Source organism: Nonomuraea marmarensis (assembly GCF_043197025.1).
Taxonomy (GTDB): domain Bacteria; phylum Actinomycetota; class Actinomycetes; order Streptosporangiales; family Streptosporangiaceae; genus Nonomuraea; species Nonomuraea marmarensis.
Genome location: NZ_JBICRM010000004.1, coordinates 37,260 through 57,926 on the forward strand (window position 1 = coordinate 37,260; position 20,667 = coordinate 57,926).

Below are 20,667 nucleotides of genomic sequence, written 5' to 3' on the forward strand. Positions count from 1 at the left end.
GTCAGGAGTCCTGACGCTCGGTTGCCGCGTCGGCCAGCAGGCCCAGGCCGATGCCGAGCATCCACACGTCCTTGCTGACGCCGATGCCCGCCTGGCTCGGCCAGACGCTGCCGGGCTTGCGCAGGGCCGGGGTACGCAGGTACAGGGCGACCAGGCTGCCGGAGAAGCCGGTCAACGCCGCGCCCGCGAGCGCCGTCGGCACGAACGGAGCCAGCAGCGCCGCGCCGGTCGCGATCTCCCCGGCGGCGAGCAGGCGCAGGAACCTGCGGGGCGGGATCGACTTCAGGAACGGGAAGGCGTTCGCCGCCATGCCGTGGATGCCGGCGGCCTGCTCCTCGCCGCCGTTCCACTTCTCCAGCCCGCTGTGCAGGATGAAGGCGCCCGTCGCCAGGCGCCCGGGCAGGGTTCGCGGCTTGATCGGCAATTTCACGATATTTCTCCTCATTTCCCCTCAGGGGGAATGTTGAAGTTGTCACGGAAGACGTTGGCAGGGTCGTAGCGGCGTTTGAGCTCTCGTAGCCGCCGCAGGGTCGCGCCGGGGAAGGTGTCGTCGAGGCGTTCGGGACGCAGGTCGGTCTCGAAGCTGAGATAGATGCCCGAGAAGTGCGGCCGCATACGATCCCAGATGGGGTCCAGACGGGCGCGGCTGGACCCGAAGGCGACGAGGCTGAAGTTCGCCGAGCGGCCCGCGTAGGCGGTCGCGTCCGCGGGAACGTCGGACGCCGCTCCCCCTACCGCGCGGATCTGGAAGAAGTACGTTTCGCCGCTCGCGACCAGCCGGGCGGCCGCCGTAGCGAGCTCGGCGGTCAGGTGGTCGGCCAGGGCGGAACGGGTCACGGGCTCGCCCTGGCCGTCATGCGGGCCGGGCGGCACGTCCATGATCGCCGCGTACGGCACGATCTGGATGTTGTAGTCCAGCAGCGGCGCGGTGTCGGCGATGGGCTGCAGGCGGCTGATGACCGTCTCGCCGTCGTCGGCGTCCACGACCGCCATGATCTGGGCGACGACCGGCTGCCCCGGGCTGGGACGGCCGATGATGAGGGAGCTGGTGACGTCCCGGGGCGCGGCCTCGATCGCGGCGCCCCAGCGTTGCAGGAAGCCGGCCGTGTCGCTGGCGTCGACGACGAACTGGGCGAAGCCGACGTCGCCCACCTCGTCCACCTCGAACTCGAAGGAGGTGACGACGCCGAAGTTCGCCCCGGCGCCGCGTACCGCCCAGAACAGGTCGGCGTTCTCCTCGTCACTGGCCCGGACCAGCGATCCGTCGGCCAGCACCATGTCCACCGCGCGCAGGTGGTCGATGGTCAGGCCGTGCTCGCGGACCAGCCAGCCGATGCCGCCCGCGGTGGCCAGGCCGCCGACGCCCACGCCGCCGTAGTCGCCGGAGCTGAGCGCCCACCCGTACGGGGCGAGCGCGGCGGCGACGTCGCTCCAGCGCGCGCCCGGTCCGACGCTGATCCGGCGGGTCTGCTTGTCGAGCACCTCGATGGCGTTCAGCCGGGAGAGGTCGATGACGATGCCGCCGTGGTTGGTGGAGCGGCCGCTGATGCCGTGCCCGGCACTGCGGACGGCCAGCTTCACCGGCTGGGTGCGGGCGAAGGCCAGGGCGTCGGCGACCTCGGCGGGCGTGCCGGGCCGCAGCACCAGCCCGGGTGATCCGCCGCGCAGGTACGTGGAGCGCACGCGGGCGTACCCGGCGTCGCCCGGCTCGATCGCTGTCAGGTGGGCGGGTACGGCCTCGTAGTCGATGCCCGGGTGCCGGCGGGCCCGGACGAAGCTGCTGGACACGGCCGCCTCGGTGACGTGGCGGGCAGCACGTTCGGCGGCCACCGCCCGCCGCAGCGCGGGCGCGACCTCCTCGGCGAACCTGCGCAGCGCCTCCTCGTCCGCGCCGTCGACGATGAACGTGCTGATGCCGTGCTCCACGGCCAGGACGAGGAGTTCGTCCGGGTTCGCCGCGCGGGGCGTGATGGTGACCAGACGGCGGATCTCGCGCGGGTCGCGTCCGGCTCGGGTGGCCGCCTCGTCGATGACGGCCTGGCCGGCGGCGAGCCCCTGCTGATCGAGTGAGGTCAGCCATCCGTCGGCCTTGGTGCCGGCCAGCCGCAACAGCTCCGGCCGGGTGCCGCCGACCCAGATGGGGATGTTGTGGGCCGGGGCGGGCCCGCGTTCGGCGCCGCTGATGCGGTAGTGCTCGCCGTCGATCCGCAGGGGCGAGCGCGCGTCGGCCGCCCAGATGCCGCGGATGACGTCGATCGCCTCGCCGAGCGCGGCGGCGGCCTGTTCGGGCGGCAGCGCCTGCCCGCCGGCCGCCTCCCACCGGCCTCCCCCGCCCAGCCCCAGGTCGAGGCGGCCGTCGGCGAGGAGGTCCAGGCTCGCCGCCGCGCGGCCCAGGGCGGCGGGTGGCCGCCGCGCCGCGTCGAGCAGGTCGGCGGAGAGGTGGATCCTGCTGGTACGGGCGGCGACCCAGCTCATCAGCGTCCAGGTGTCGATGGGCTGGTCGGCGTCGTCGGCGAAGGTCACCAGGTCGAGGCCCAGCTCCTCGCTCAGCCGGGCCTGCTCGACGGCCTCCTGCGCCGATCGGGCCGCGACGCGGGCGCCGAACCGCAGCGGGTGCGCGTAGTCCACCGTTACCTGCCCGCCCGCTCGGCGCCGACGAGCTCGCGCGTGGCCGGGGCGACCTCCTGGCCGAACGTCTGCAGGGTCACCGGGTCGTCGCCCATGACGATGTAGCCGCTGAAGCCGTACTCCAGGGTGAGCGCGGCGAGTTGCTCGGCCCACTGCTCCGGCGGGCCGGTGAACAGCCGGTCGCTGCGCGCGCCGAACCGGCCGCCGATGTTGAGCAGGCGCCGCACCGCCGCGGGCTCCCGGCCCGCCTCGGCGGCGGCCTCGTCGATGATCGCGTTGCTCTCGGCGAGCTGGTCCAGGCTCTTCATGTACGCCAGCGACGGCAGCCACCCGTCGGCCTTGCCGCCGGTCAGGCGGAGCATGCGCGGTTTGTACGCACCCAGCCAGATGCCGATGTCGTGAGCCGGGGCGGGGCCCCGCTTGGCGCCGTTGACCTGGTAGTAGGCGCCGTCGAGGCGGAAGCGGTCCTTGTTGCCCGCGTCCCAGACGCCGCGGATGACGTCGATGGCCTCGCTGAGGGCGTCCACGGCCTGGGCCGGGGTCAGGCGGCGTCCGCCCATGGCCTCGATGGCGTCCCAGAACCCGCCCGCGCCCAGCCCCAGCTCGAACCGGCCGCCGCTGAGCAGGTCGAGGCTCGCCGCCGCGCGGGCGAGCACGGCGGGCGGGCGCAGCGGGAGGTTGATCACGTTGCCGGAGAGGCGGATGCGCTCGGTGCGGGCGGCCACATAGGTCAGCAACGTCCAGGTGTCGAGGAAGGCCGGCTGGTAGGGGTGGTCCTGGAAGGTGACCAGGTCCAGCCCGGCGTCCTCGGACGCCTGAGCCAGATCGAGCACCTGTTTCGGCGCGGCGTTGGAAGGGGTGATGAACGACCCGAACAACAGGTCATGGCCGTAGTCAGGCATGGATCCCCTCAGATGTGTGGCTGCCCAAACTGTATGTGGAAGAGATGTGTTGTCAAACCACGCATCTTTGGGGCGTATTCCCGCAGTCAGAGCAAGGACCGCGAACGCTCAGCGGCTATCGGCGGCGGGATGGGGCGGCGTCACTGAGCACGTGCTCGGCGGCGACGCACGGATCGGCCTGAGGCTCGATGCGGCGCGCGCCGCAGGCCACCGTGCGCAGCAGGTCGCGGAACACCTGACGCTGCGCGGGATCCAGCGCACCCAGGAGCGTGTCTTCGGCGGAGCTCACCAGTCGCTCGAGCTCGGCGAGCGTCTTGGCACCCGCCGGGGTGACGACGATCTTGCGGGCCCGCCGGTCGGTGGGGCTCTGGCGGCGTTCCACCAACCCCGCCTGGACGAGGTCGTCGATGAGGTAGGTCATCACCGTCCGGTCGATGCCCAGATAAGCGGCCAGGGCGCTCTGAGTGGGCTGGTCGCCGTGGGCCACCGTGGACAGGATCTGGTAGCCGCGCATGGCATGCGGCAGGTCGCCGAGCAGCGGCGCGATCACGCCGTGATAGGTGCTCAGTAACACCCCGAGCTGCCAGCCGAAGTCGCCCTCGGTACGCACCGGCTCCTCGTCGTATCGCCCTTCGGCTGCCTGGCTGGTCATACCGGCAACCATACCCGGCCCCGCTCATTTGTCTGCGTACATATCATCTGCACGACAACACATCGCTGGCATGGGCCAGGCCAGCCGCCCACCCGGCGGACGGCTGGCCTGGGGCCTGGGCGTCAGAGACGGACACCGTCGCGGCGCTCTCGGGTGCGTCACGCTCAGTGTCCGCGCATTCAGCGGCGACGCCGACGCCGACGCCGACGACCGGTATCGGAGCCGTTTCCCCCTGGAATATCCGGCGGTCGCGAAGGGATCAGACCCAGGTAGTGCTGGATAGACATGGTGTTCCCCCGAATTTGTGGGAAGACGGGTGTGCTTCCGGCACTCCCCGACTAAACCACCACCTACCCCAAACCTTACTCAGGAACCCCCTTGAAGAGAGTCCTGACGTGGGCTTTTACCACCTACGGGGGCCCATATCGAGCGCTGATCATGGCAAAGACTACTTGCGGGACAGCCGGCGGCTCTTGTACATCGGGTGCTTGGTTTCCCAATACCGCCAGCCTTCGACCTTGGAGGGCACGTTGGCCAGGCCGCTGTCGATCTTGACGTGGCGGCACGTGCCGAGCACCGACCAGGCCGCCCAGCCGATGCGGTAGCCGAAGACGCGGTACCACAGATTGCCGTACATCCCGTCGCTGATCTCCCGCGTATATTCGTGTCCGCTGAAGACCATGTGCCTCTCCTCGAGGTGGGGAACCCCCAGCCGGCGAAATTCGCGGATCAACTCCGCGGTGGTGATCTTCGGTCCGGTCATCGGTTCCGTCAACGGATCGAGCGCCACGTCGGTCGTCAGTTCGTCCATCGGATCGGCCGTCGGTTCCGCCGTCGCCCCGGTCGTCGGACTGGTCGTCGGTTCCGCCGTCGCCTTGGTCATGGGCTTGATCGTGGCCCCGGCCGTCGGACTGGTCGCCGGTTCCGCCGTCGCCTTGGTCGTGGGCTCGGTGGTCGGGCTGGTCGTCGGACTGGTCGTCGGTTCCGCCGTCGCCCCGGTCGTCGGCTCGGTCGGCGGTTCCGCCTGCGGCTCGGCCGGCGGTTCCGCCTGCGGTTCCGTCGTGGGTGGGGGTATCACTCGGGTCTTCCTTCGGGTGAACGCGTTTCGCCTTTCGTTCTCGGTCTCGCGGAACGCCAGCACTTCGTGCTCACGCGTGACCGACACCGTCATCGTGCCGCCGGGGCCGTCGATGTAGCGGGTGCGGGGCAGGAAGAAGTTCCGCGGCGAGATCTCATCGAGCCTGAAGAAAGTACGCGGCCCGCACCGGTCGTCGTCGACGAAGTCCGCCCGCGCCGCCGGGGCCAAGGCGGCGACCAGAACCATCGAAAGAGAGCCGCTCATGGTCGACTTCGTCATTCTCTTCATCGAGTGACACGCCTTCGGCCGGGCGGGAGTGGCTTCGGTCCGGGGAATGGGCGTGAACATGTTCCGTCCCTTTCGGAGTGCGACCCATGAGATCGGTACGATGCTCGCAGTCGTCGCGAGCCGCTCCACAACGCCACGCCGAAGCCGAATTCCCCGTACCGGGAAAGAGCCGGTGAAAAAGCGGCGATGTCGGCAGTGCGGCCGGATTGCCATGCTCGGCTCCCTCCCCGCGGAGTCAGGTCAAACCTGGCCTTGACACCCGGTAAGTAGATCTTTTTGCCTCATTTGTCATGAGAAGACCGCGAGCAGCTACACTCTCGGAATGCGTTTTGTCCCTTTTGTCGTGATCCTCGCTGTGTCGATGGTGGGTATCACCAAGCCCGCATCGGCCATCACGAACGGCTTCGCCGACGGAAACGCTCACCCGGAAGTAGGGGCCCTGATCGACCACAAGCCCCACTCCGACGGCACGTGGACCTACTGCTCCGGCACGCTCATCTCGCCCACGGTCTTCCTCACCGCCGCCCACTGCGGGCTGCCGAAGCAGCGGACCGCCCGGGTCTCCTTCGCCAGCCGCTACCAGCACGGCGCCAAGGTCTACACCGGCAAGTACGTGCCGGACACCCGCTTCACCGAGAAATCCGAGCTCCATGACATGGCCGTGGTCATCTTCAGCACGCCCATCCAGGACATCGAGCCCGCCCAACTACCCGAGTCGGGGATGCTCGACCGCCTCAAGGCCGCGAACGGCCTGAAGGAAGCCCGCTTCACTCCGGTGGGGTACGGCTCGTTGTCCCCGGCCAAGTTGTCCCCGGGCAAGAAGAAGCACGGGAGCCCGTACCGTTACACCGACACCCGCAACCAGACGTCCATCTCCTTCAAGGCCCTCTCCCGCGGCTGGCTCGATCTGTCCCTGAGCTCCAAGGGCGACGGCAGCACCTGCTTCGGCGACTCGGGCGGCCCGAACTTCCTGGGAGGGCCCGACTCGCACCTCCTGGTGGCAACGTCGATCAGCGGAGCCGACGACGCCTGCAAGAAGACCAACTACGACTACCGGCTCGACACCGCCTCGGCCCGCCATTTCCTGGGCAGGTTCGTCACCCTTCCGTGAGCCGGCCCGCCCTTCTGACGCAGCGGGAAATTGCCTCGCGGGCACGCCGCGGACTTGGCTAGATTTGATATTCGTGCGGGCACCCCTCGATATCGCGTGCGACGAGTCCGGGGCGGAGGGCGAGAAGCTCATCGGCGGCAACACCGACGTGTTCGCGCACGCCAGTGTCGTGATGGACCGCGACTCCGCGGCCGCCTGCATCCAGGAGCTACGCGAGAGGGCGCCGTCCCCGGTCACCGAGTACAAAGCGGGCCACATCCTGCGCGAGAAGCACCGGGCGGCGCTCAGATGGCTGCTCGGACCGGACGGGCCGGTGCTCGGCAACGTCCACGTCCATCTCACCGACAAGACGTTCCTCGTCGTCGGCAAGGTCGTCGGGCTGCTCGCGGAGGACCATGCGCAAGGCGAAGGCCCGCGCCAGAACTCGCCCGCCCTCTCCCGGGAGGGCGGCCAGGACGCGGGGGCCTGGGCCATGGCGGTCGCCCTCTACCGTGAGGGCCCGGCCGCGTTCGGGCCGGGGCGGTGGGCGGCGTTCCTCGACTCGTTCAACTATCTGCTGCGCGCCAAGAACGGCCAGGGCGTCACGACGTCCGTCGATGACGCCTTCCGCCTGGTCGACGACCTGCGGGCGGCGGGCGGCCCGGCGGGTGAGGTGATGGAGCTGCTGTGGCGAGCCAGGGCGCGGGTCGGCGCCTTCCGGGAGCGGCTGCTGGCCGACCCGCACGTCTTCCCCGCGCTCGACCCGCTCATCCCGGCCATCGTCCGGGCCGTCGCCTACTGGGGCCGGGGCGGCAGGCCGGTCTTCATCGTCCACGACCGGCAGACGACGCTGACGGACCAGCGCATCGCCCTGTTGCTGGAAACCGGGGGGATGGCCGGGTTGCGGCTGGTCGAGTCGCGGCTGGACGCCCGGGTCCAGGTGGCCGACGTCGTGGCGGGCGTGGCCCGCAAGATCGCCTCCGACGAGCTCAACGGCCGGGGTGACGCCCGGCTGACCGCCCTGTTGCGGCCGTACGTGGACGCGTACTCGATCTGGGGCGACGAGCGGAGCGGGGCGCTGTTGGGGCAGCGCCCAGACGAGGTCATGTACCGGTAAATGCCCCACCCCCACCTCTATCGCCACAAATCGTGACGATAGAGTGACTTATTGTGAACGAATCGAAGCGTGTGGAAATAACCTGGCCCGGCCTCGGCATCACCGTGGCCGCCGAACTCGACCAGCGCAACCGCGCCCTGGCCCAATGCCTGTGGGATGCGCTGCCGTACCGCAGCCTGCAAGGGCATGCCCTGGTCGCCGGCTATCACCTGTACCACGTCGCCCCGGTCCATTCGCTCTTGCACGCGCCCGCGGAGTACCGCGTGGACCGGCGCACCGTGCCCGACGGCACCCTGTTCTGCTCGCGGCTGCAACACCTTGGCATCAAGTACGGCGAGCTGACCGAGCCCATGACCGCCACCCCGGTCGGCCAGGTCGTCGAGGAGGACCTCGATGCCCTGATCCAGGCCGGCCGCGAGGTGTGGCAGGCCGTCTACACCACCAAGGAGCCCGTCATCGCGGAAGTGCGCCGCGCGGGCGAGCCCAGCGGCCATGATCTGCCCCGGCTGCCGATCGGCGACCCGCATCTCAACGCGCTGGTCACCGACGTGCACGCCGAGACCGAGCGCATCTGGCTCAACCCGCCGCAGGAGCTCATCGATCTCCACGAGGGGCGGATCCCCTCGGGGGCGGGCAGCTATGAGACGGTCCTGACCACGTTGTTGTTCGTCAACGGCGAGACCCGGCCGCTGGGCTACAGCTGCTACGGCGGCCTCGTACGCGCGGCGCTGGACGGCATGCCGATGCCGTGGCTGCGCCAGATGACCCGCCTGCTGGCCGCGACTCCCGCGGAGTTCCTCGGCTACTGCGGCCTGGACACCTTGTGGAACTTCACGCAGCGGCTCCTGACCGGGCTGGAGCGCCTGGACAACCACGAGGACTTCATCGCGACCATGGCCCACATGGCGCTCTACTGCAACTGCCTGGGCGGGTGGAACCTGCACCTGTTCCCCTGGGAGGCGGGCGAGCACCTGCGCCGGGCGCAGGAGGCGGTGTGAATTCGCCGCGGGTGGTGGTGATCGGCGGCGGTGTGATCGGCCTGTCGATCGCCTTCCACCTGGCCGAGGCCGGGGTCGACACGACCCTGCTGGAGCGGGGTTCGCTCGGCTCGGGCGCCTCCCGCGCCACCGCCGACGTGGTCCGCTCGTACTTCGCCGGCAATCCGGTCAGCTCGGCGCTGGCGGTGCGCAGCCTGGACGCGTACCACGCCTTTCCCAGCAGGCCGGGCACCGACCTGCCGTTGCGGCAGGTCGGCTACCTGGTGTTGTTCACCGAGCCGGAGCAGGTGAGCGCGTTCGAGGCCGACCTGCCGGACCAGCGGGCTGCCGGGGTGGATGTGGGCCTGATCAGCGCGGAGGAGGCCAGGGAGCACAATCCGCTCATCGGGGACGCGCCACTGCTGGCCGCCGCGTACTCGCCGCAGGCCTACATCTCCGACACCACGGCCATCGTCACCGCCTACGCGCGGGCGGCGGAACGGGCGGGCGCGCGGTTGCGTACCGGCTGTGCCGTCACCGGGATCGAGCCGCGGGCCGGCCGCGTGCGGACGCCGGACGGCGATCTCACCGCGGACGCGATCATCTGCGCCGCGGGCGCGTGGTCGGCCTCACTCGTGCGCTGCGCGGGCGTAGACCTGCCGCTGACCGACCCGATCGAGCAGGAGCTGCTCACCACGGACCCGCTGCCGCCGAACACACCCGACATCCCGGTCACCCTGCACGCCGCCAGCGGCCTGCTGGTACGGCTGCGCGGCGAACGGCTGCTGATCGGCATGGGCTACCCGGGTCCCGACCGGCAGGCCTGGCGGCGGGGGGTGGCCGAGCAGCTCGCGGCCACGTACCCGAGTCTGGCCGGGGTCGCGCTGCACACGGCGGTCACGGGACTGCGGGACGCCAGCCCGGACAAGACCGCCTTCATCGGCCACCAGCCGGGGCCTCCGGCGTTCCTGTACGCGACCGGCTTCTCCGGCCACGGCCTGTGCAACGCGCCGGCCGCCGGGGAGCTCGTCCGCGACCTCTACCTCGACCAGGACCCCGGCTTCGACGTGACCGCACTGGCCATGAGCCCACGACGCACGGGGTGAACCCATGACTGAAGAGAGCCGCTTCATCCTCGACCCGGCCACCCGCGACCTGCACGCCGACAACCGCCGGTTGCGCGAGGCGGGCCCGCTGGTGCCGGTGACGGCCGAGGGCGTGCCCGCCTGGGCCGCGACCCGGTACGCCACGCTGCTGACCGTCCTGACCCACCCGAACCTGTCCAGGGAGATCTGCCACTGGGCCGCCCGCCACAGCTCACCGCCGGGCACGGCCATCGACCGCATCGTCACCGACACCTCCATGCTCAACGCCGAAGGAGACGAACACCGGCGGCTGCGCACCGCGGTGGCCGGCGCGTTCACGCCGCGCCGGCTGGAAGGGCTGCGCCCCAAGATCGAGTCGCTCACCGGCAGGCTGATCGACCGGCTCGCGGACCTGCCGCCCGACCAGCCGGTGGACCTGCGCAAGGAGTTCGCCTACCCGCTGCCGCGCGAGGTCATCTCCGAGCTGATCGGCATCCCGGCCGGCCACCAGGACGAGCTGCACGAGCTCAGCGACGCGGTGGCCCAGGTCGGCGGCAGCCTCGACGACACGCCCGAGCTGCGCAAGGCGCTGCACGAGCTGCTCGGCCAGATCATCGACCAGCGCCGGGACACGCCCGGCGAGGACCTGATCACGGACCTGTTCCGGCTGCGCGAGCAGGACGGCGTCCGCCTGTCCACGGACGAATTGTTCGCCACCATCGAGCTGCTGTTCATCGCCGGGCACGTGACCACGGTCAACCTCATCACCAACGCCATCGGCGCCCTGCTGAACGAGCCGGGCCAGCTCGACCTGCTGCGCTCGGGCAAGTGCCCGTTCAGCGCGGCGGTGGAGGAGACGCTGCGCTGGGACTCGCCGATCGCCTACTTCCCGATGCGGTACGCGGTGCGCGACATCGAGATCGACGGCGTGCACCTGCGGGCCGGCGAGCCCATACTGGCCTGCTTCGCCTCCGCGGGACGCGACCCGGGCCACTACGGCGAGGCCGCCCACCTCTTCGACCTGACCAGCCCGCCGGCCACGCACCTGTCGTTCGGGCACGGGCCGCACTTCTGCCTCGGCGCGCCGCTGGCCCGGCTGGAGGCCGAGGTGGCGCTGACGGCGTTGTTCGGGGCGTTCCCCGAGATCGCGCCCGCCGCGCCGCCGGAGGAGTTGTGCCCGCTGGACACCCTGCTGGGCAACAGCACCCGCACCATGCCCGCCGTCCTCGGCCCGCGCTCCCGCTAGCACCGGCCTCCCGCGGGGCTGGCCTCGCAGTTGTCGTAGTGGCGCAGGAACAGCTCCTCCAGGGTCGGCGGCCGGCTGACCAGGCTGCGCACGCCCGCCGCCGTGAGCCGGCGCAGCGCCGGGTCCAGCGCCGCCGCGTCCACGGTGAACCGCACCCGGCCGCGCTCGGCGCGCAGGTCGTGCACGCCCGGCAGACCGGCCAGCCCGTCCGGCGGCCCGGCCAGCTCGGCCTCGATCGAGGTGCGGGTCAGGTGCCGCAGGTCCGCGAGCGTGCCCGTCTCGACGGCCCGGCCGTCGCGGATGATCGTCAGCCGGTCGCACAGCGCCTCGACCTCGGCCAGGATGTGACTCGACAGCAGCACCGTGCGGTCTCCGCGCCGCTGCTCCTCCCTGACGCACTCCCGGAACGCCGCCTCCATCAGCGGGTCGAGGCCGGAGGTCGGCTCATCCAGGATGAGCAGCTCGACGTCGGAGGCCAGCGCGGCGACCAGGGCCACCTTCTGCCGGTTGCCCTTGGAGTAGGCCCGGCCCTTCTTGCGCGGGTCCAGCTCGAACCGCTCCAGCAGGCCGGCCCTGCGCCGCCGGTCGAGGCCGCCGCGCAACCGGCCGAGCAGGTCGATCGTCTCGCCGCCCGACAGGTTCGGCCACAGCGTGACGTCGCCGGGCACGTAGGCCAGGCGGCGGTGCAGCTCGGTCGCCTGGGACCAGGGATCGCCGCCCAGCAGCCGGGCGTCGCCCGCGTCGGCGCGCAGCAGGCCCAGCAGGATCCGGATCGTGGTGCTCTTGCCGGCGCCGTTGGGGCCCAGGAAGCCGTGCACCTCGCCGGTGCGCACGCTGAGGTCGAGCCCGTCCAGCGCCCGCGTCCTGCCGAAGGTCTTCACCAGCCCGGACACGGTGATGGCGTCAGTCATGGTGGTGCTCCTCAAGGGGATGGATCATGGGGTTTGGCCGCGGTCGAGCGCCTCCCGGATGGCGGCGGCCTCTTCCGGCGAGAGCAGGGGGTGGGAGTAGATGTCCACGATCGCCCGCAGGAGCTTGGCCTCCCCTTCCGGGGTGTTCACGTCGGCGCCCAGGCCGCGCGAGACGTGCTGGGACAGGACCGCGACCGACAGCGCCATGGCGGCGATCACCGCGGAGCGGGCCTTGGGGTCGACGTCGGGAGGGTCGGGGCGGCTCTTGTCGGCCTCCGCGAGCCACTGCTCGCCGATCCTGACCATGTCGTCGAACACCGGCGCCGCCGCCCCCTCCGTCAGCGCCCTCGCCAGGTAACGCTGGTAGGGGCCCATGACGGCGACCGGGTTGATGGCGCTTTGGGAGGTGCTCGCGGCCTGCTCGTGCAGCCGGTGGATCATCTTCATGATGTGCTCGTCGCAGGCCTCGCGCAGCGCCTGCTTCGAGCCGAAGTGATGGCGTACCAGGCCCAGGGACACGCCGGCGGTCTCCGCGATCCCGCGGATCGTCGCCCGTTCGAAGCCGTGCTCGCCGAAGTGCCACAACGCCGCGTCCCTGATCCGCGCGCGAGCCGTCAGGTCTTCGGGGTCCGGTACGGTCGTCACCCAATCCTCCTGTTCGATCATATAGCTAACTATTCGTGCGAAAAGCAGGCTATACCCATGTATAGCATGGATGCAACGCGCGTTCGCTAGGCTCCTTTCACCACGATTGGAGTCGACACCGTGCCCCAGACCGCCGTGCCCATGCGCCTGGCCACCGCCATCCGCCCCTACGACTGGGGTTCGGTGACCGCACTGCCGGAGCTGTTCGGGACCGAGCCCACCGGACGGCCGCAGGCCGAGCTCTGGATGGGCGCCCATCCTGGCGATCCCTCGACCGTAGAGGGCACCCCGCTCAACGAGCTCATCGCCGGCGACCCGGCCGGCACGCTCGGCGAGCGGTCCGCGGCCCGGTTCGGCCCGGTCCTGCCCTACCTGCTGAAGGTGCTGGCCATCGAGCGGCCGCTGTCCCTGCAGGTGCATCCCACGACCGCGCAGGCCGAGGCCGGGTTCGCCGACGAGACGGCGCGTGGTGTCCCGCTGGACGACTTCGCGCGCACGTACAAGGACGCCTCGCACAAGCCCGAGATGGTGTGCGCGATCACGCCCTTCCACGGGTTGTGCGGTTTCCGTGAGCCCGCCGCCACCGCGGACCTCCTGGACCGGCTCGGCCTGCCGGGGCTGCGGCCCTGGATCGACACGCTCAGGGCGGAGGAGGCCGGGCAGGCGCTGCGGACCGTGTTCGCGCAGATTTTCGACGACGCCTCCCGGCCGCTGCGCGCCCAGGTCGAGCAGGCCCTGCTCGCACGGGACGACGACGACCTGGCCGGGTACGCCGCCATCGCCCGCTCCTGCCCGGCCGACCCCGGCGTCGTGGCCGCTCTCCTGCTCCACCATGTCAACCTGCTGCCCGGCCAGGCCCTCTACCTCGGCGCCGGCGTCCCGCACGCCTACCTCGGCGGCATCGGGGTCGAGATCATGGCCAACTCCGACAACGTCCTGCGCTGCGGGCTCACCAGCAAGCACATCGACGTGCCCGAGCTGATGCGGGTGGTGGACTTCACCCCGGGCGACCCGTTCCTGGTCCGGCCCTCGCACGACGTCCAGGGCGAGTACGACTACCGGCCGCCCGCCCCGGAGTTCGGCCTCACGCGCTACGACCTGACCGAGGGGACCGCGCATTCCCTTCCCGGCGGCGTTCCCCAGATCGTCGTCTGCATCGAGGGCGAAGCCCACCTCGGCGCCGGGCTGACGCTCCGGCCGGGGCAGTCGGCGTTCATCCCGGCCACCGCCGCCTCGACCCCGCTCGCCGGCAAGGGCACCGCCTACCGCGCCCAGCCGTCACCGTCGTGACTATGCGTCGACCTCCCGCAGCCTCCCCGAGGAGCAACGGGCGACGCTGGCTCCCTCGGCGCGCGGGGTAGCGCTCGCTAGGGGAGCCGCCGGAGCTTCAGGACGTTGTCCGTGCGGGTTCCCGGGGTGCCGTCGGGGGCGGTCTGGGTGCGTTCGTACTCCTCGCTGAGCTGCACCTCCCACTCCTCCTCCGGCAGTTCGAGGGCGTCGAGGACCTCTTGCGGCGTCGGGAAGTGCACGCCGGGCTGCGGGTCGTGCTCCCAGTGCGGCCCGCTCGCGTGGCCGACGACGAGCAGCACCCCGCCGGGCGCGACCGCGGCGGCCGCAGTGCGCAGGATCTTGTCGCGCGGCAGGTCGCCCGGGGAGTGCAGGAAGCAGGCGGAGACGAGGTCGAAGACGCCCTCGGGGAACGACGCTTCCAGGTCGTGCCGCTGCCAGTCGATGCGGTCGCCCACCTCCGCGGCCTTGGCGAACTCGGCGGCGCGGTCGAGCGCGACGCGGGAGATGTCAGTGGCGGTGACGTGCCATCCCCGGCCCGCGAGCCAGATGGCGTCGGCGCCCTCGCCGCAGCCCAGGTCGAGCGCCTTGCCCGGCGGCAGGTCCGTGGCCTCGCGGACCAGCATGACGTTGGGGTTGCCGCTCCAGATCTGCGCGCTCTCGGCGTAACGGGTGTCCCAGAACTCCGTCATCGACGTCGGCGGCCGGTGCGGGTTCTCGGCCGCGTGCCGGGTGCGGTGGGCGGCGACGGCCTGGCGGGTTTCCACCTCGATCAGGTCGGCGTTGATGGCCGCGGCGGCCCGGGCACCTGCCGCCGCGGCGCCGATGACCTGCTCGATCAGGTTGGTCACGTTCCCGGCCACCCACACGCCTGGCACGTTCGTCGCGCCCCACTGGTCCGCGGGGACGTACGTGCCGACCACGTGACCGGCCATCTCCTGCTCGGCCGTCTCCAGGCCCAGGTCCGCCAGCACACCCGCCTGGGCGGTCATGCGGGTGGTGACGGCGAGCGCCTGGCGGGGCACCACCCGCCCGCCGGCCAGGTTCACGCCGGTGAGCCTGCCGCCGCTGATCGACAGCCCGCTCACCTGCCCCTCCACCACGGCAACGCCCCTGGCGGCCAGTCGCTCGCGCTCGTCCTCGCCGAGCTCGGGCGCGGTGTGCGGGAAGAGGGTCACGTCGTCGCTCCACTGCCGCCACAGCAGTGCCTGGTGCACGGCGAACGGGCCGGTGCCCAGGATGCCGATCGCCTGGTCGCGTACCTCCCAGCCGTGGCAGTACGGGCAGTGCAGCACATCGCGCCCCCACAACTCGGCCAGGCCGGGCACCTCCGGCAGGTCGTCCACCAGTCCGGTGGTCACCAGCAGCCGGTCCGCCTCGACCGCGGACCCGTCGTCCAGCACGACCCGGAAACCCCCGCCGGCCACCCGCTCGGCCGCCGTGACAGTGCCGGTGACGCGCTCCCCGCCGTACCCGGTGACCTCCTCGCGGCCGGCGGCCAGCAGCTCCTGCGGCGGCGTTCCCTCGCGCCCCAGGTAGAGGTGCACGCCGTCCGCCGGAGCGTTGCGCGGCCGCCCCGAGTCGATCACCAGCACCCTGCGCCGGGCCCTGGCCAGGGCGAGCGCGCCGCTCAGCCCGGCGGCCCCGCCCCCGATCACCACCACGTCGTACTTCGCGTCCATCGCGCGACTCCTCTCGTTCAGCCGATTCGTTCAGCCGATGCGCCACTGTCCGCGACCCGCCGGGGATTTGACAAATATCGTTGCCGAAATGGCAAGGTAGGGCGATGGATCTCGACGAAGTCCTCCAGGCGGTCGGGCCGCGGCTGCGGGCGTTGCGGATGGAGCGCGGCGCGACGCTGGCGCAGCTGTCCAAGAGCACCGGCATCTCGGTCAGCACGCTGTCGCGGCTGGAGTCCGGGCAGCGCAAGCCGACCCTGGAGCTGCTGCTCCCGCTGGCCAGGGCCCATCAGGTGCAGCTCGACGAGCTGATCGACGCCCCCGTGACCGGCGATCCGCGGGTGCACCTGCGGCCGACCAGGCGGCACGGCATGACGTACATACCGCTGAGCCGCCGGCCCGGCGGGATGCAGGCGTACAAGCAGATCTACCCGCCGCGCTGGCCGGGCTTCGAGCCCGAGCAGCAGATCCACGAGGGCTACGAGTGGCTGTACGTCCTGTCCGGGCGGTTGCGCCTGCTGCTCGGGCGGCACGATGTGGTGCTGGCGGCGGGCGAGGTGGCCGAGTTCGACACGCGCACGCCGCACGCCTTCGTCAACCCGGACGCCGAGCCCGCCGAGGTGCTCGCCCTGTTCGGCCCGCAGGGCGAGCGGCTGCACGTCCGCGCCCGGCCCGCCGCCAAGTGAGCCTCAGTCCATGGCCAGGTCGAGCTGGTCGAGACGGTCCAGGTCGGCGAGGATGTCGATCGCGACGATCCGCCCGTTCGTGATCGTGAAGCTCAAGACCGACGCCGGCCTGCCGTCCACCGTGTTCACGATCCCGGCGACGCCGTTCACCAGCGCGGGGCGGGAGGTGGCGGCGGCCGCGTGCCGCCGGAAGGTGAGCGCCTGGCCGGCCACGTTCGCCGCGCCGTGGATCTCCGTCCAGCCGCCCGCGAGCAGCGCGCCGTGGTCGGCGCGCAGCACCACGTCGGGGTCGAGCACTTCGAGCAGGGCGCCGAAGTCGCCGCGGTGCGAGGCGGCCACGAAAGCGTCCACGACCGCCCGCTGGCGGGCCAGGTCCGGGTCGGGCACCGGCGCCGAGCCCCGCACCCGCCGCCGCGCCCGGCTGGCGAGCTGCCTGGCCGCGTCGGGCGAGCGCCCCACCAGCGGCGCGATCTCCTCGAACGGCACCGCGAACATGTCATGCAACACGAACGCCAGCCGTTCCGTCGGGGTGAGCGACTCCAGCACCACCAGCAGCGCCAGCCCGACGGAGTCGGCCACCAGCGCGGCCTGCTCGGGGTCGAGCCCGTCGGCGGGGCTCACCACCGGGTCGGGCAGGCGCGCCTCCAGCGACTCCTCGCGCCGCGACGTGCGCGTGCGCAGCATGTCCAGGCACACCCGGCCGACGACGGTGGTCAGCCAGCCGCCCAGGTTCTCCACCTCGCCGCTGTCGGAGCGGCTGAGCCGCAACCAGGCCTCCTGCACGGCGTCGTCGGCCTCGCTGAGCGAGCCGAGCATCCGGTACGCCACCGCCCTCAGATGCCCTCGGTACGCCTCGAACCGTCCGGCCAGGAATTCGTGCTCGTTCATCGGGCGTCACCTCGTGTCGCAGTCGCGGTTCGTCACTGCAGTGACGTTCGAAACGCGGCCGGTGTGACAGGACGGCGGGCGTTTTGTCCGTTTAATCGGGAATCCTATGGCAAACTGCCGTCCCGGCGTCTCCACCGGGGCACCTCGCCGTCGTTCCGGCCCTCCTCCCCGAGAGCCGGGCCTGGAAAATTTCCGCACGCGCCTGTCGATTGCGGCCGTTTCCGGTTGTCGGTGTTGTAGAAGGGCCGTTAGAGGGCCCGTGACGAGCGATGACGGAGGCGGATGCATGTCCAGGCAGTTCGAGGTGCGGTGGGAGGGCGTGTTGCCCGCGCCGCCCCAGGAGGCGTGGGACGGGATCACCCGGCACGCCGTGGGATGGCTCTGGAAGACCGAGTACGAGCCCTGGGCCGGCGGCGCCGAGCGCGGGCTGACGGGACGCGGCACGGTGACCGCGTGGGATCCGCCGCGGCACTTCGCCACCCGCGCGCCCGATCTCGACGGCTTCAACCAGCTCGACTATCTGCTGGAGCCGCACGGGCAGGGCACCTACCTGCGCTACCACCACCAGGGCGAGTTCCCCGAGGACGACTACGACGTGCAGCTCGACGCCTGCCGGCAGCACACCGAGTTCTACCACCACTCCCTGGGCGAGTACCTGCGCCACTTCTCCGGCCGCGAGGCGGTGTACGTCTCCGCCGAGGCGCCCGACTCCTCGGCCAAGGGCGGCTCCGATGTCGTGCGCCGGGCGCTGGGCGTGCCGGACGGCGTCGCGGCCGGCGACCGGATCCGGCTGACGCCGGCCGGGCTGGCGCCGATCGACGGCGTGGTCGACTACGTCACCGACGCCTTCCTGGGCGTGCGGTCGGCCGACGCGCTCTTCCGCGTCTACGGGCGCGACGTGTGGGGCTGGCCCGTCTCGGTGGTGTGCCACCTGTTCGCGGACGGCGCGGCCGGGCAGGACTGGGGCGCCTGGCTGCGCCGCGTCTTCGCCGACGAGGGGGTGGCGTGATGGCCCAGTACGCGGTGCTGCTCTACGAGCGAGTCCCACCGGAAGACCTGCCGGAAGAGGTCCAGCAGGGCCACCTGGCGATGCCGGAGAGGGTGGCCGAGCTGGGCGGGCGGATCGTCATGGGGCTGGCCCTGGAGCCGCCGGAGACGGCCACCGCGATCCGGGGCGACCTGGTGACGGACGGCCCGTTCATCGAGACGAAGGAGGTGCTGGGGGGCGTCTTCGTGATCGAGGCGCGCGATCTCGACCACGCGCTGGCCATCGCCAGGCTCACCCCGGTCGTGCAGGGCGGCGTCGAGGTCAGGCCGCTGCTCGGCCTCCAGATCCTGGAGGGTGGCTGAGCATGCTCTTCGAGGCCCGTGGCGGCGTGATCACCTGGGAGGAACGCTGAGCGCGGTCGAAGCGGCCGTCGCCGAGTCGCACCGTCGCGAGTGGGCCTTCGTGCTCGCCGCGACGGTGCGGGTGACGCGCGACCTGGACACGGCGGAGGAGGCGGTGCAGGACGCCTACGTCCAGGCGTTGCGGACGTGGCCGCGCGACGGCGTGCCCGAGCGTACCGGCGCGTGGCTGACCACGGTCGCGCGGCGCAACGCGCTGAACGTGCTGCACCGCCGCAAGACGCTGGAACGCAAGCTGCCGCTGCTGCTGGAGCCGGAGGACGACGCCCCGATGCCCGAGCCCGACACCATCCCCGACGACCGGCTGCGGCTCATCTTCACCTGCTGCCATCCGGCGCTCGCCCCCGAAGCGCGCATCGCTCTCACGCTGCGGCTGGTGTGCGGGGTGGCGACGCCGGACATCGCGCGGGCGTTCCTGGTGGCCGAGGCGACCATGGCCGCCCGGCTCACCCGGGCCAAGAAGAAGATCGCCACCGCGCGCATCCCGTACCGGGTGCCGTCCCCGGAGGACCTGCCCGCACGGGTGGACGCGGTGCTGACCGTCATCCACCTGCTCTACGCCACCGGTCACACCGCCCCTTCCGGCCAGGACCTGGTACGCGACGACCTGACGGACCGGGCGCTGGACCTGGCGCGCATGTTGCACCTGCTGCTGCCCGCCGAGCGGGAGACCGCCGGGCTGCTGGCGCTGCTTCTGGTGCACCATGCCCGGCGCGCCACTCGTACCGACGAGCACGGCCGGCTGCTCCGGCTGGAGGAGCAGGACCGCTCGGCCTGGGACCGGGAGCTGATCGCCGAGGCCGACCGGCTCCTGGTGGGCTCGCTGACCGCGGGGCCGCCCGGGCGGTTCACGCTGCAGGCGGCCATCGCGGCCGTGCACGCCCAGGCGGCCACCTACGAGCGGACGGACTGGCGGGAGATCCTCACCCTGTACGACGAGCTGCTGCGGATCTGGCCCTCGCCCGTCGTCGCGCTCAACCGGGCGGTCGCGCTGTCCATGGTGGAGGGCCCGGAGGCGGCGCTGGCCGAGGTGGAGGCGCTCGAACGCGACGGCCGCCTGGCCGGCTACCGCTACCTGCCCGCCACCAAGGCCGACCTGCTGCACCGGCTGAGACGGGACGCGGAGGCGGTGGAGGCGTATCGGGCGGCGCTGGCGCTCAGCGACAACGCCGCCGAGCAGGAGTTCCTCGCCGAACGCGCCGCCGGCATCGCCGCGGGAAGCTAGCCCGGATCGGCCCGGCGCCCGATTGGCGGGCTCAGGTCAGGGCGTGGGCGAGGGCCAGGGCGCCGAGCAGCGGGGCGTCGTCGGTGAAGCGCGCGGCCCGCACCTCCGGCGGGAAGGGCACGACGCGCCGCACCTCCCGCGCCAGCGGCGGCAGGATGCGTGCCGCCTCGGCCATCATGCCGCCGCCCACCACCACGACCTCCGGGTCCAGGGCCACGCACAGGTTCGCGACGGCGATGGCCAGCGTGCGCAGCGCCTCGTCCACGAGCACGGCCCCCTCGGGCAGCCCGAACAGGGCGCCCGCCGTGACGGTACGGCCCAGCAGGGCAGAGCCGTGCGCGACCAGCGCCCTACCCGAGACGCGCTCCTCGAGCGGGGCGTGCCCGTCGGCGAAGGCCGGCTCGCCGGGCTCGGCGAGCAGGTAGCCGATCTCCCCCGCCGCGCCGTGCGCCCCATCGACGACCTGCCCGCCGACGACCAGGGCGGCGGCCAGTCCGGTGCCCAGGTTGAGGTAGACGGCGGTGGACACGCCGTGGAGCGCCCCCCAGCGCAGCTCCGCCGCGGCCGCCGCCTTGACGTCGTTGCCGATCGCGACGGGGATCGTCCCGTACTCCTCGCGCAGCAGCCGGGGCAGCTCCAGGCCGTTCCAGCCGGGCACGTTCGGCGCCAGCAGGACCCGGCCCTCATGGAGCACCCCGGTGGTCGAGAAGCCCACCGCGGCCGGGGCACGGTCGAGCCCCCTGGCCGCGTGCAGCGCCGTGGCCAGGGGGTTCTCGCCGGTCTCCAGGCGGACCTTGGCCGCGATCTCGGGCCCGTCCGTGCCGGACACGCCGATGGCGATCTTCGTGCCGCCCACGTCGATGCCGAGCACCCGCC

At 71.9% G+C, this 20,667-nt stretch carries 19 protein-coding genes and 1 pseudogene; 10 read left to right on the forward strand and 10 right to left on the reverse strand.

Going from position 1 to position 20,667, the window contains the following annotated elements; genetic code table 11:
- Position 1: 1 nt before the first annotated feature.
- From ACFLIM_RS07540 to ACFLIM_RS07560, 5 genes and pseudogenes are all read right to left on the reverse strand, one after another.
- Positions 2–430 carry a hypothetical protein gene (locus ACFLIM_RS07540; protein WP_393163367.1) on the reverse strand — a complete coding sequence of 143 codons (429 nt, stop codon included), beginning with the start codon at positions 428–430 and terminating at the stop codon, positions 2–4.
- A gap of 11 nt (positions 431–441) precedes the next feature.
- Positions 442–2,628 (reverse strand): LLM class flavin-dependent oxidoreductase, encoded by a 2,187-nt coding sequence (locus ACFLIM_RS07545; RefSeq protein ID WP_393163369.1) that lies wholly within the window; start codon positions 2,626–2,628, stop codon positions 442–444.
- Between the two features lie 11 nt (positions 2,629–2,639).
- Positions 2,640–3,530 (reverse strand): annotated as a pseudogene (locus tag ACFLIM_RS07550) (LLM class flavin-dependent oxidoreductase); the annotation flags it as partial.
- Positions 3,531–3,645: 115 nt separating this feature from the next.
- Positions 3,646–4,182, reverse strand: a complete 537-nt coding sequence (locus tag ACFLIM_RS07555; RefSeq protein WP_393163371.1) for a MarR family winged helix-turn-helix transcriptional regulator — start codon at positions 4,180–4,182, stop codon at positions 3,646–3,648.
- Positions 4,183–4,630: 448 nt separating this feature from the next.
- On the reverse strand, positions 4,631–5,761 hold the full coding sequence (locus tag ACFLIM_RS07560) for a hypothetical protein (protein ID WP_393163373.1): 1,131 nt from the start codon (positions 5,759–5,761) through the stop codon (positions 4,631–4,633).
- 109 nt (positions 5,762–5,870) lie between these two features.
- Between ACFLIM_RS07560 and ACFLIM_RS07565 the strand changes: the two genes are divergently transcribed.
- The 5 genes from ACFLIM_RS07565 (at position 5,871) to ACFLIM_RS07585 (ending at position 11,063) form a co-directional block, all read left to right on the forward strand.
- Positions 5,871–6,659, forward strand: a complete 789-nt coding sequence (locus ACFLIM_RS07565; RefSeq protein ID WP_393163375.1) for a trypsin-like serine protease — start codon at positions 5,871–5,873, stop codon at positions 6,657–6,659.
- Positions 6,660–6,732: 73 nt separating this feature from the next.
- On the forward strand, positions 6,733–7,755 hold the full coding sequence (locus tag ACFLIM_RS07570; RefSeq protein WP_393163377.1) for a hypothetical protein: 1,023 nt from the start codon (positions 6,733–6,735) through the stop codon (positions 7,753–7,755).
- A 53-nt stretch (positions 7,756–7,808) separates the two neighbouring features.
- Positions 7,809–8,753, forward strand: coding sequence for a cucumopine synthase-related protein (locus tag ACFLIM_RS07575; protein WP_393163379.1), 945 nt, complete (start codon positions 7,809–7,811; stop codon positions 8,751–8,753).
- Positions 8,750–9,838 carry an NAD(P)/FAD-dependent oxidoreductase gene (locus ACFLIM_RS07580; protein WP_393163382.1) on the forward strand — a complete coding sequence of 363 codons (1,089 nt, stop codon included), beginning with the start codon at positions 8,750–8,752 and terminating at the stop codon, positions 9,836–9,838. The genes ACFLIM_RS07575 and ACFLIM_RS07580 overlap by 4 nt, the downstream gene beginning before the upstream one ends.
- 4 nt (positions 9,839–9,842) lie before the next feature.
- Positions 9,843–11,063, forward strand: a complete 1,221-nt coding sequence (locus tag ACFLIM_RS07585) for a cytochrome P450 family protein (protein ID WP_393163384.1) — start codon at positions 9,843–9,845, stop codon at positions 11,061–11,063.
- On the opposite strand, the gene ACFLIM_RS07590 is transcribed toward ACFLIM_RS07585, so the two are convergent.
- Positions 11,060–11,974, reverse strand: coding sequence for an ABC transporter ATP-binding protein (locus ACFLIM_RS07590; protein WP_393163386.1), 915 nt, complete (start codon positions 11,972–11,974; stop codon positions 11,060–11,062). The genes ACFLIM_RS07585 and ACFLIM_RS07590 overlap by 4 nt on opposite strands.
- 24 nt (positions 11,975–11,998) lie before the next feature.
- Positions 11,999–12,619, reverse strand: coding sequence for a TetR/AcrR family transcriptional regulator (locus ACFLIM_RS07595; protein ID WP_393163388.1), 621 nt, complete (start codon positions 12,617–12,619; stop codon positions 11,999–12,001).
- Between the two features lie 120 nt (positions 12,620–12,739).
- Between ACFLIM_RS07595 and manA the strand changes: the two genes are divergently transcribed.
- A complete protein-coding gene (manA, locus tag ACFLIM_RS07600) occupies positions 12,740–13,909 on the forward strand; it encodes a mannose-6-phosphate isomerase, class I (RefSeq protein ID WP_393163390.1) in 1,170 nt (389 codons plus the stop codon).
- 77 nt (positions 13,910–13,986) lie between these two features.
- Here manA and ACFLIM_RS07605 read toward each other — a convergent pair whose 3' ends face one another.
- Positions 13,987–15,588 (reverse strand): FAD-dependent oxidoreductase, encoded by a 1,602-nt coding sequence (locus tag ACFLIM_RS07605; protein WP_393163393.1) that lies wholly within the window; start codon positions 15,586–15,588, stop codon positions 13,987–13,989.
- A gap of 104 nt (positions 15,589–15,692) precedes the next feature.
- Here ACFLIM_RS07605 and ACFLIM_RS07610 point away from each other — a divergent pair, with 104 nt between their 5' ends.
- Positions 15,693–16,271 carry a helix-turn-helix domain-containing protein gene (locus tag ACFLIM_RS07610; RefSeq protein ID WP_393163395.1) on the forward strand — a complete coding sequence of 193 codons (579 nt, stop codon included), beginning with the start codon at positions 15,693–15,695 and terminating at the stop codon, positions 16,269–16,271.
- A 3-nt stretch (positions 16,272–16,274) separates the two neighbouring features.
- On the opposite strand, the gene ACFLIM_RS07615 is transcribed toward ACFLIM_RS07610, so the two are convergent.
- Positions 16,275–17,159 carry a sigma-70 family RNA polymerase sigma factor gene (locus ACFLIM_RS07615; RefSeq protein WP_393163397.1) on the reverse strand — a complete coding sequence of 295 codons (885 nt, stop codon included), beginning with the start codon at positions 17,157–17,159 and terminating at the stop codon, positions 16,275–16,277.
- A 286-nt stretch (positions 17,160–17,445) separates the two neighbouring features.
- Between ACFLIM_RS07615 and ACFLIM_RS07620 the strand changes: the two genes are divergently transcribed.
- Genes ACFLIM_RS07620 through ACFLIM_RS07630 form a run of 3 tightly spaced genes read left to right on the forward strand, consistent with a single transcriptional unit; the run spans position 17,446 to position 19,791 of the window.
- A complete protein-coding gene (locus ACFLIM_RS07620; protein WP_393163399.1) occupies positions 17,446–18,168 on the forward strand; it encodes an SRPBCC family protein in 723 nt (240 codons plus the stop codon).
- Positions 18,168–18,509, forward strand: coding sequence for a YciI family protein (locus tag ACFLIM_RS07625; RefSeq protein ID WP_393164038.1), 342 nt, complete (start codon positions 18,168–18,170; stop codon positions 18,507–18,509). The genes ACFLIM_RS07620 and ACFLIM_RS07625 overlap by 1 nt, the downstream gene beginning before the upstream one ends.
- Complete coding sequence (locus ACFLIM_RS07630; protein ID WP_393163401.1) at positions 18,502–19,791, forward strand: RNA polymerase sigma factor; 1,290 nt, start codon at positions 18,502–18,504, stop codon at positions 19,789–19,791. Before ACFLIM_RS07625 ends, ACFLIM_RS07630 begins: the two co-directional genes overlap by 8 nt.
- A gap of 31 nt (positions 19,792–19,822) precedes the next feature.
- On the opposite strand, the gene ACFLIM_RS07635 is transcribed toward ACFLIM_RS07630, so the two are convergent.
- On the reverse strand, positions 19,823–20,662 hold the full coding sequence (locus tag ACFLIM_RS07635; RefSeq protein ID WP_393163403.1) for an ROK family protein: 840 nt from the start codon (positions 20,660–20,662) through the stop codon (positions 19,823–19,825).
- Between the last annotated feature and the right edge of the window lie 5 nt (positions 20,663–20,667).

Coding starts and splice junctions, on each gene's coding strand:
- ACFLIM_RS07615 (WP_393163397.1), bottom strand. CDS start 17,159: ATGAACGAGCACGAATTCCTGGCCGGACGGTTCGAGGCGTACCGAGGG.
- ACFLIM_RS07605 (WP_393163393.1), bottom strand. CDS start 15,588: ATGGACGCGAAGTACGACGTGGTGGTGATCGGGGGCGGGGCCGCCGGG.
- ACFLIM_RS07555 (WP_393163371.1), bottom strand. CDS start 4,182: ATGACCAGCCAGGCAGCCGAAGGGCGATACGACGAGGAGCCGGTGCGT.
- ACFLIM_RS07585 (WP_393163384.1), top strand. CDS start 9,843: ATGACTGAAGAGAGCCGCTTCATCCTCGACCCGGCCACCCGCGACCTG.
- ACFLIM_RS07590 (WP_393163386.1), bottom strand. CDS start 11,974: ATGACTGACGCCATCACCGTGTCCGGGCTGGTGAAGACCTTCGGCAGG.
- ACFLIM_RS07565 (WP_393163375.1), top strand. CDS start 5,871: ATGCGTTTTGTCCCTTTTGTCGTGATCCTCGCTGTGTCGATGGTGGGT.
- ACFLIM_RS07560 (WP_393163373.1), bottom strand. CDS start 5,761: ATGGCAATCCGGCCGCACTGCCGACATCGCCGCTTTTTCACCGGCTCT.
- ACFLIM_RS07620 (WP_393163399.1), top strand. CDS start 17,446: ATGTCCAGGCAGTTCGAGGTGCGGTGGGAGGGCGTGTTGCCCGCGCCG.
- ACFLIM_RS07610 (WP_393163395.1), top strand. CDS start 15,693: ATGGATCTCGACGAAGTCCTCCAGGCGGTCGGGCCGCGGCTGCGGGCG.
- ACFLIM_RS07625 (WP_393164038.1), top strand. CDS start 18,168: ATGGCCCAGTACGCGGTGCTGCTCTACGAGCGAGTCCCACCGGAAGAC.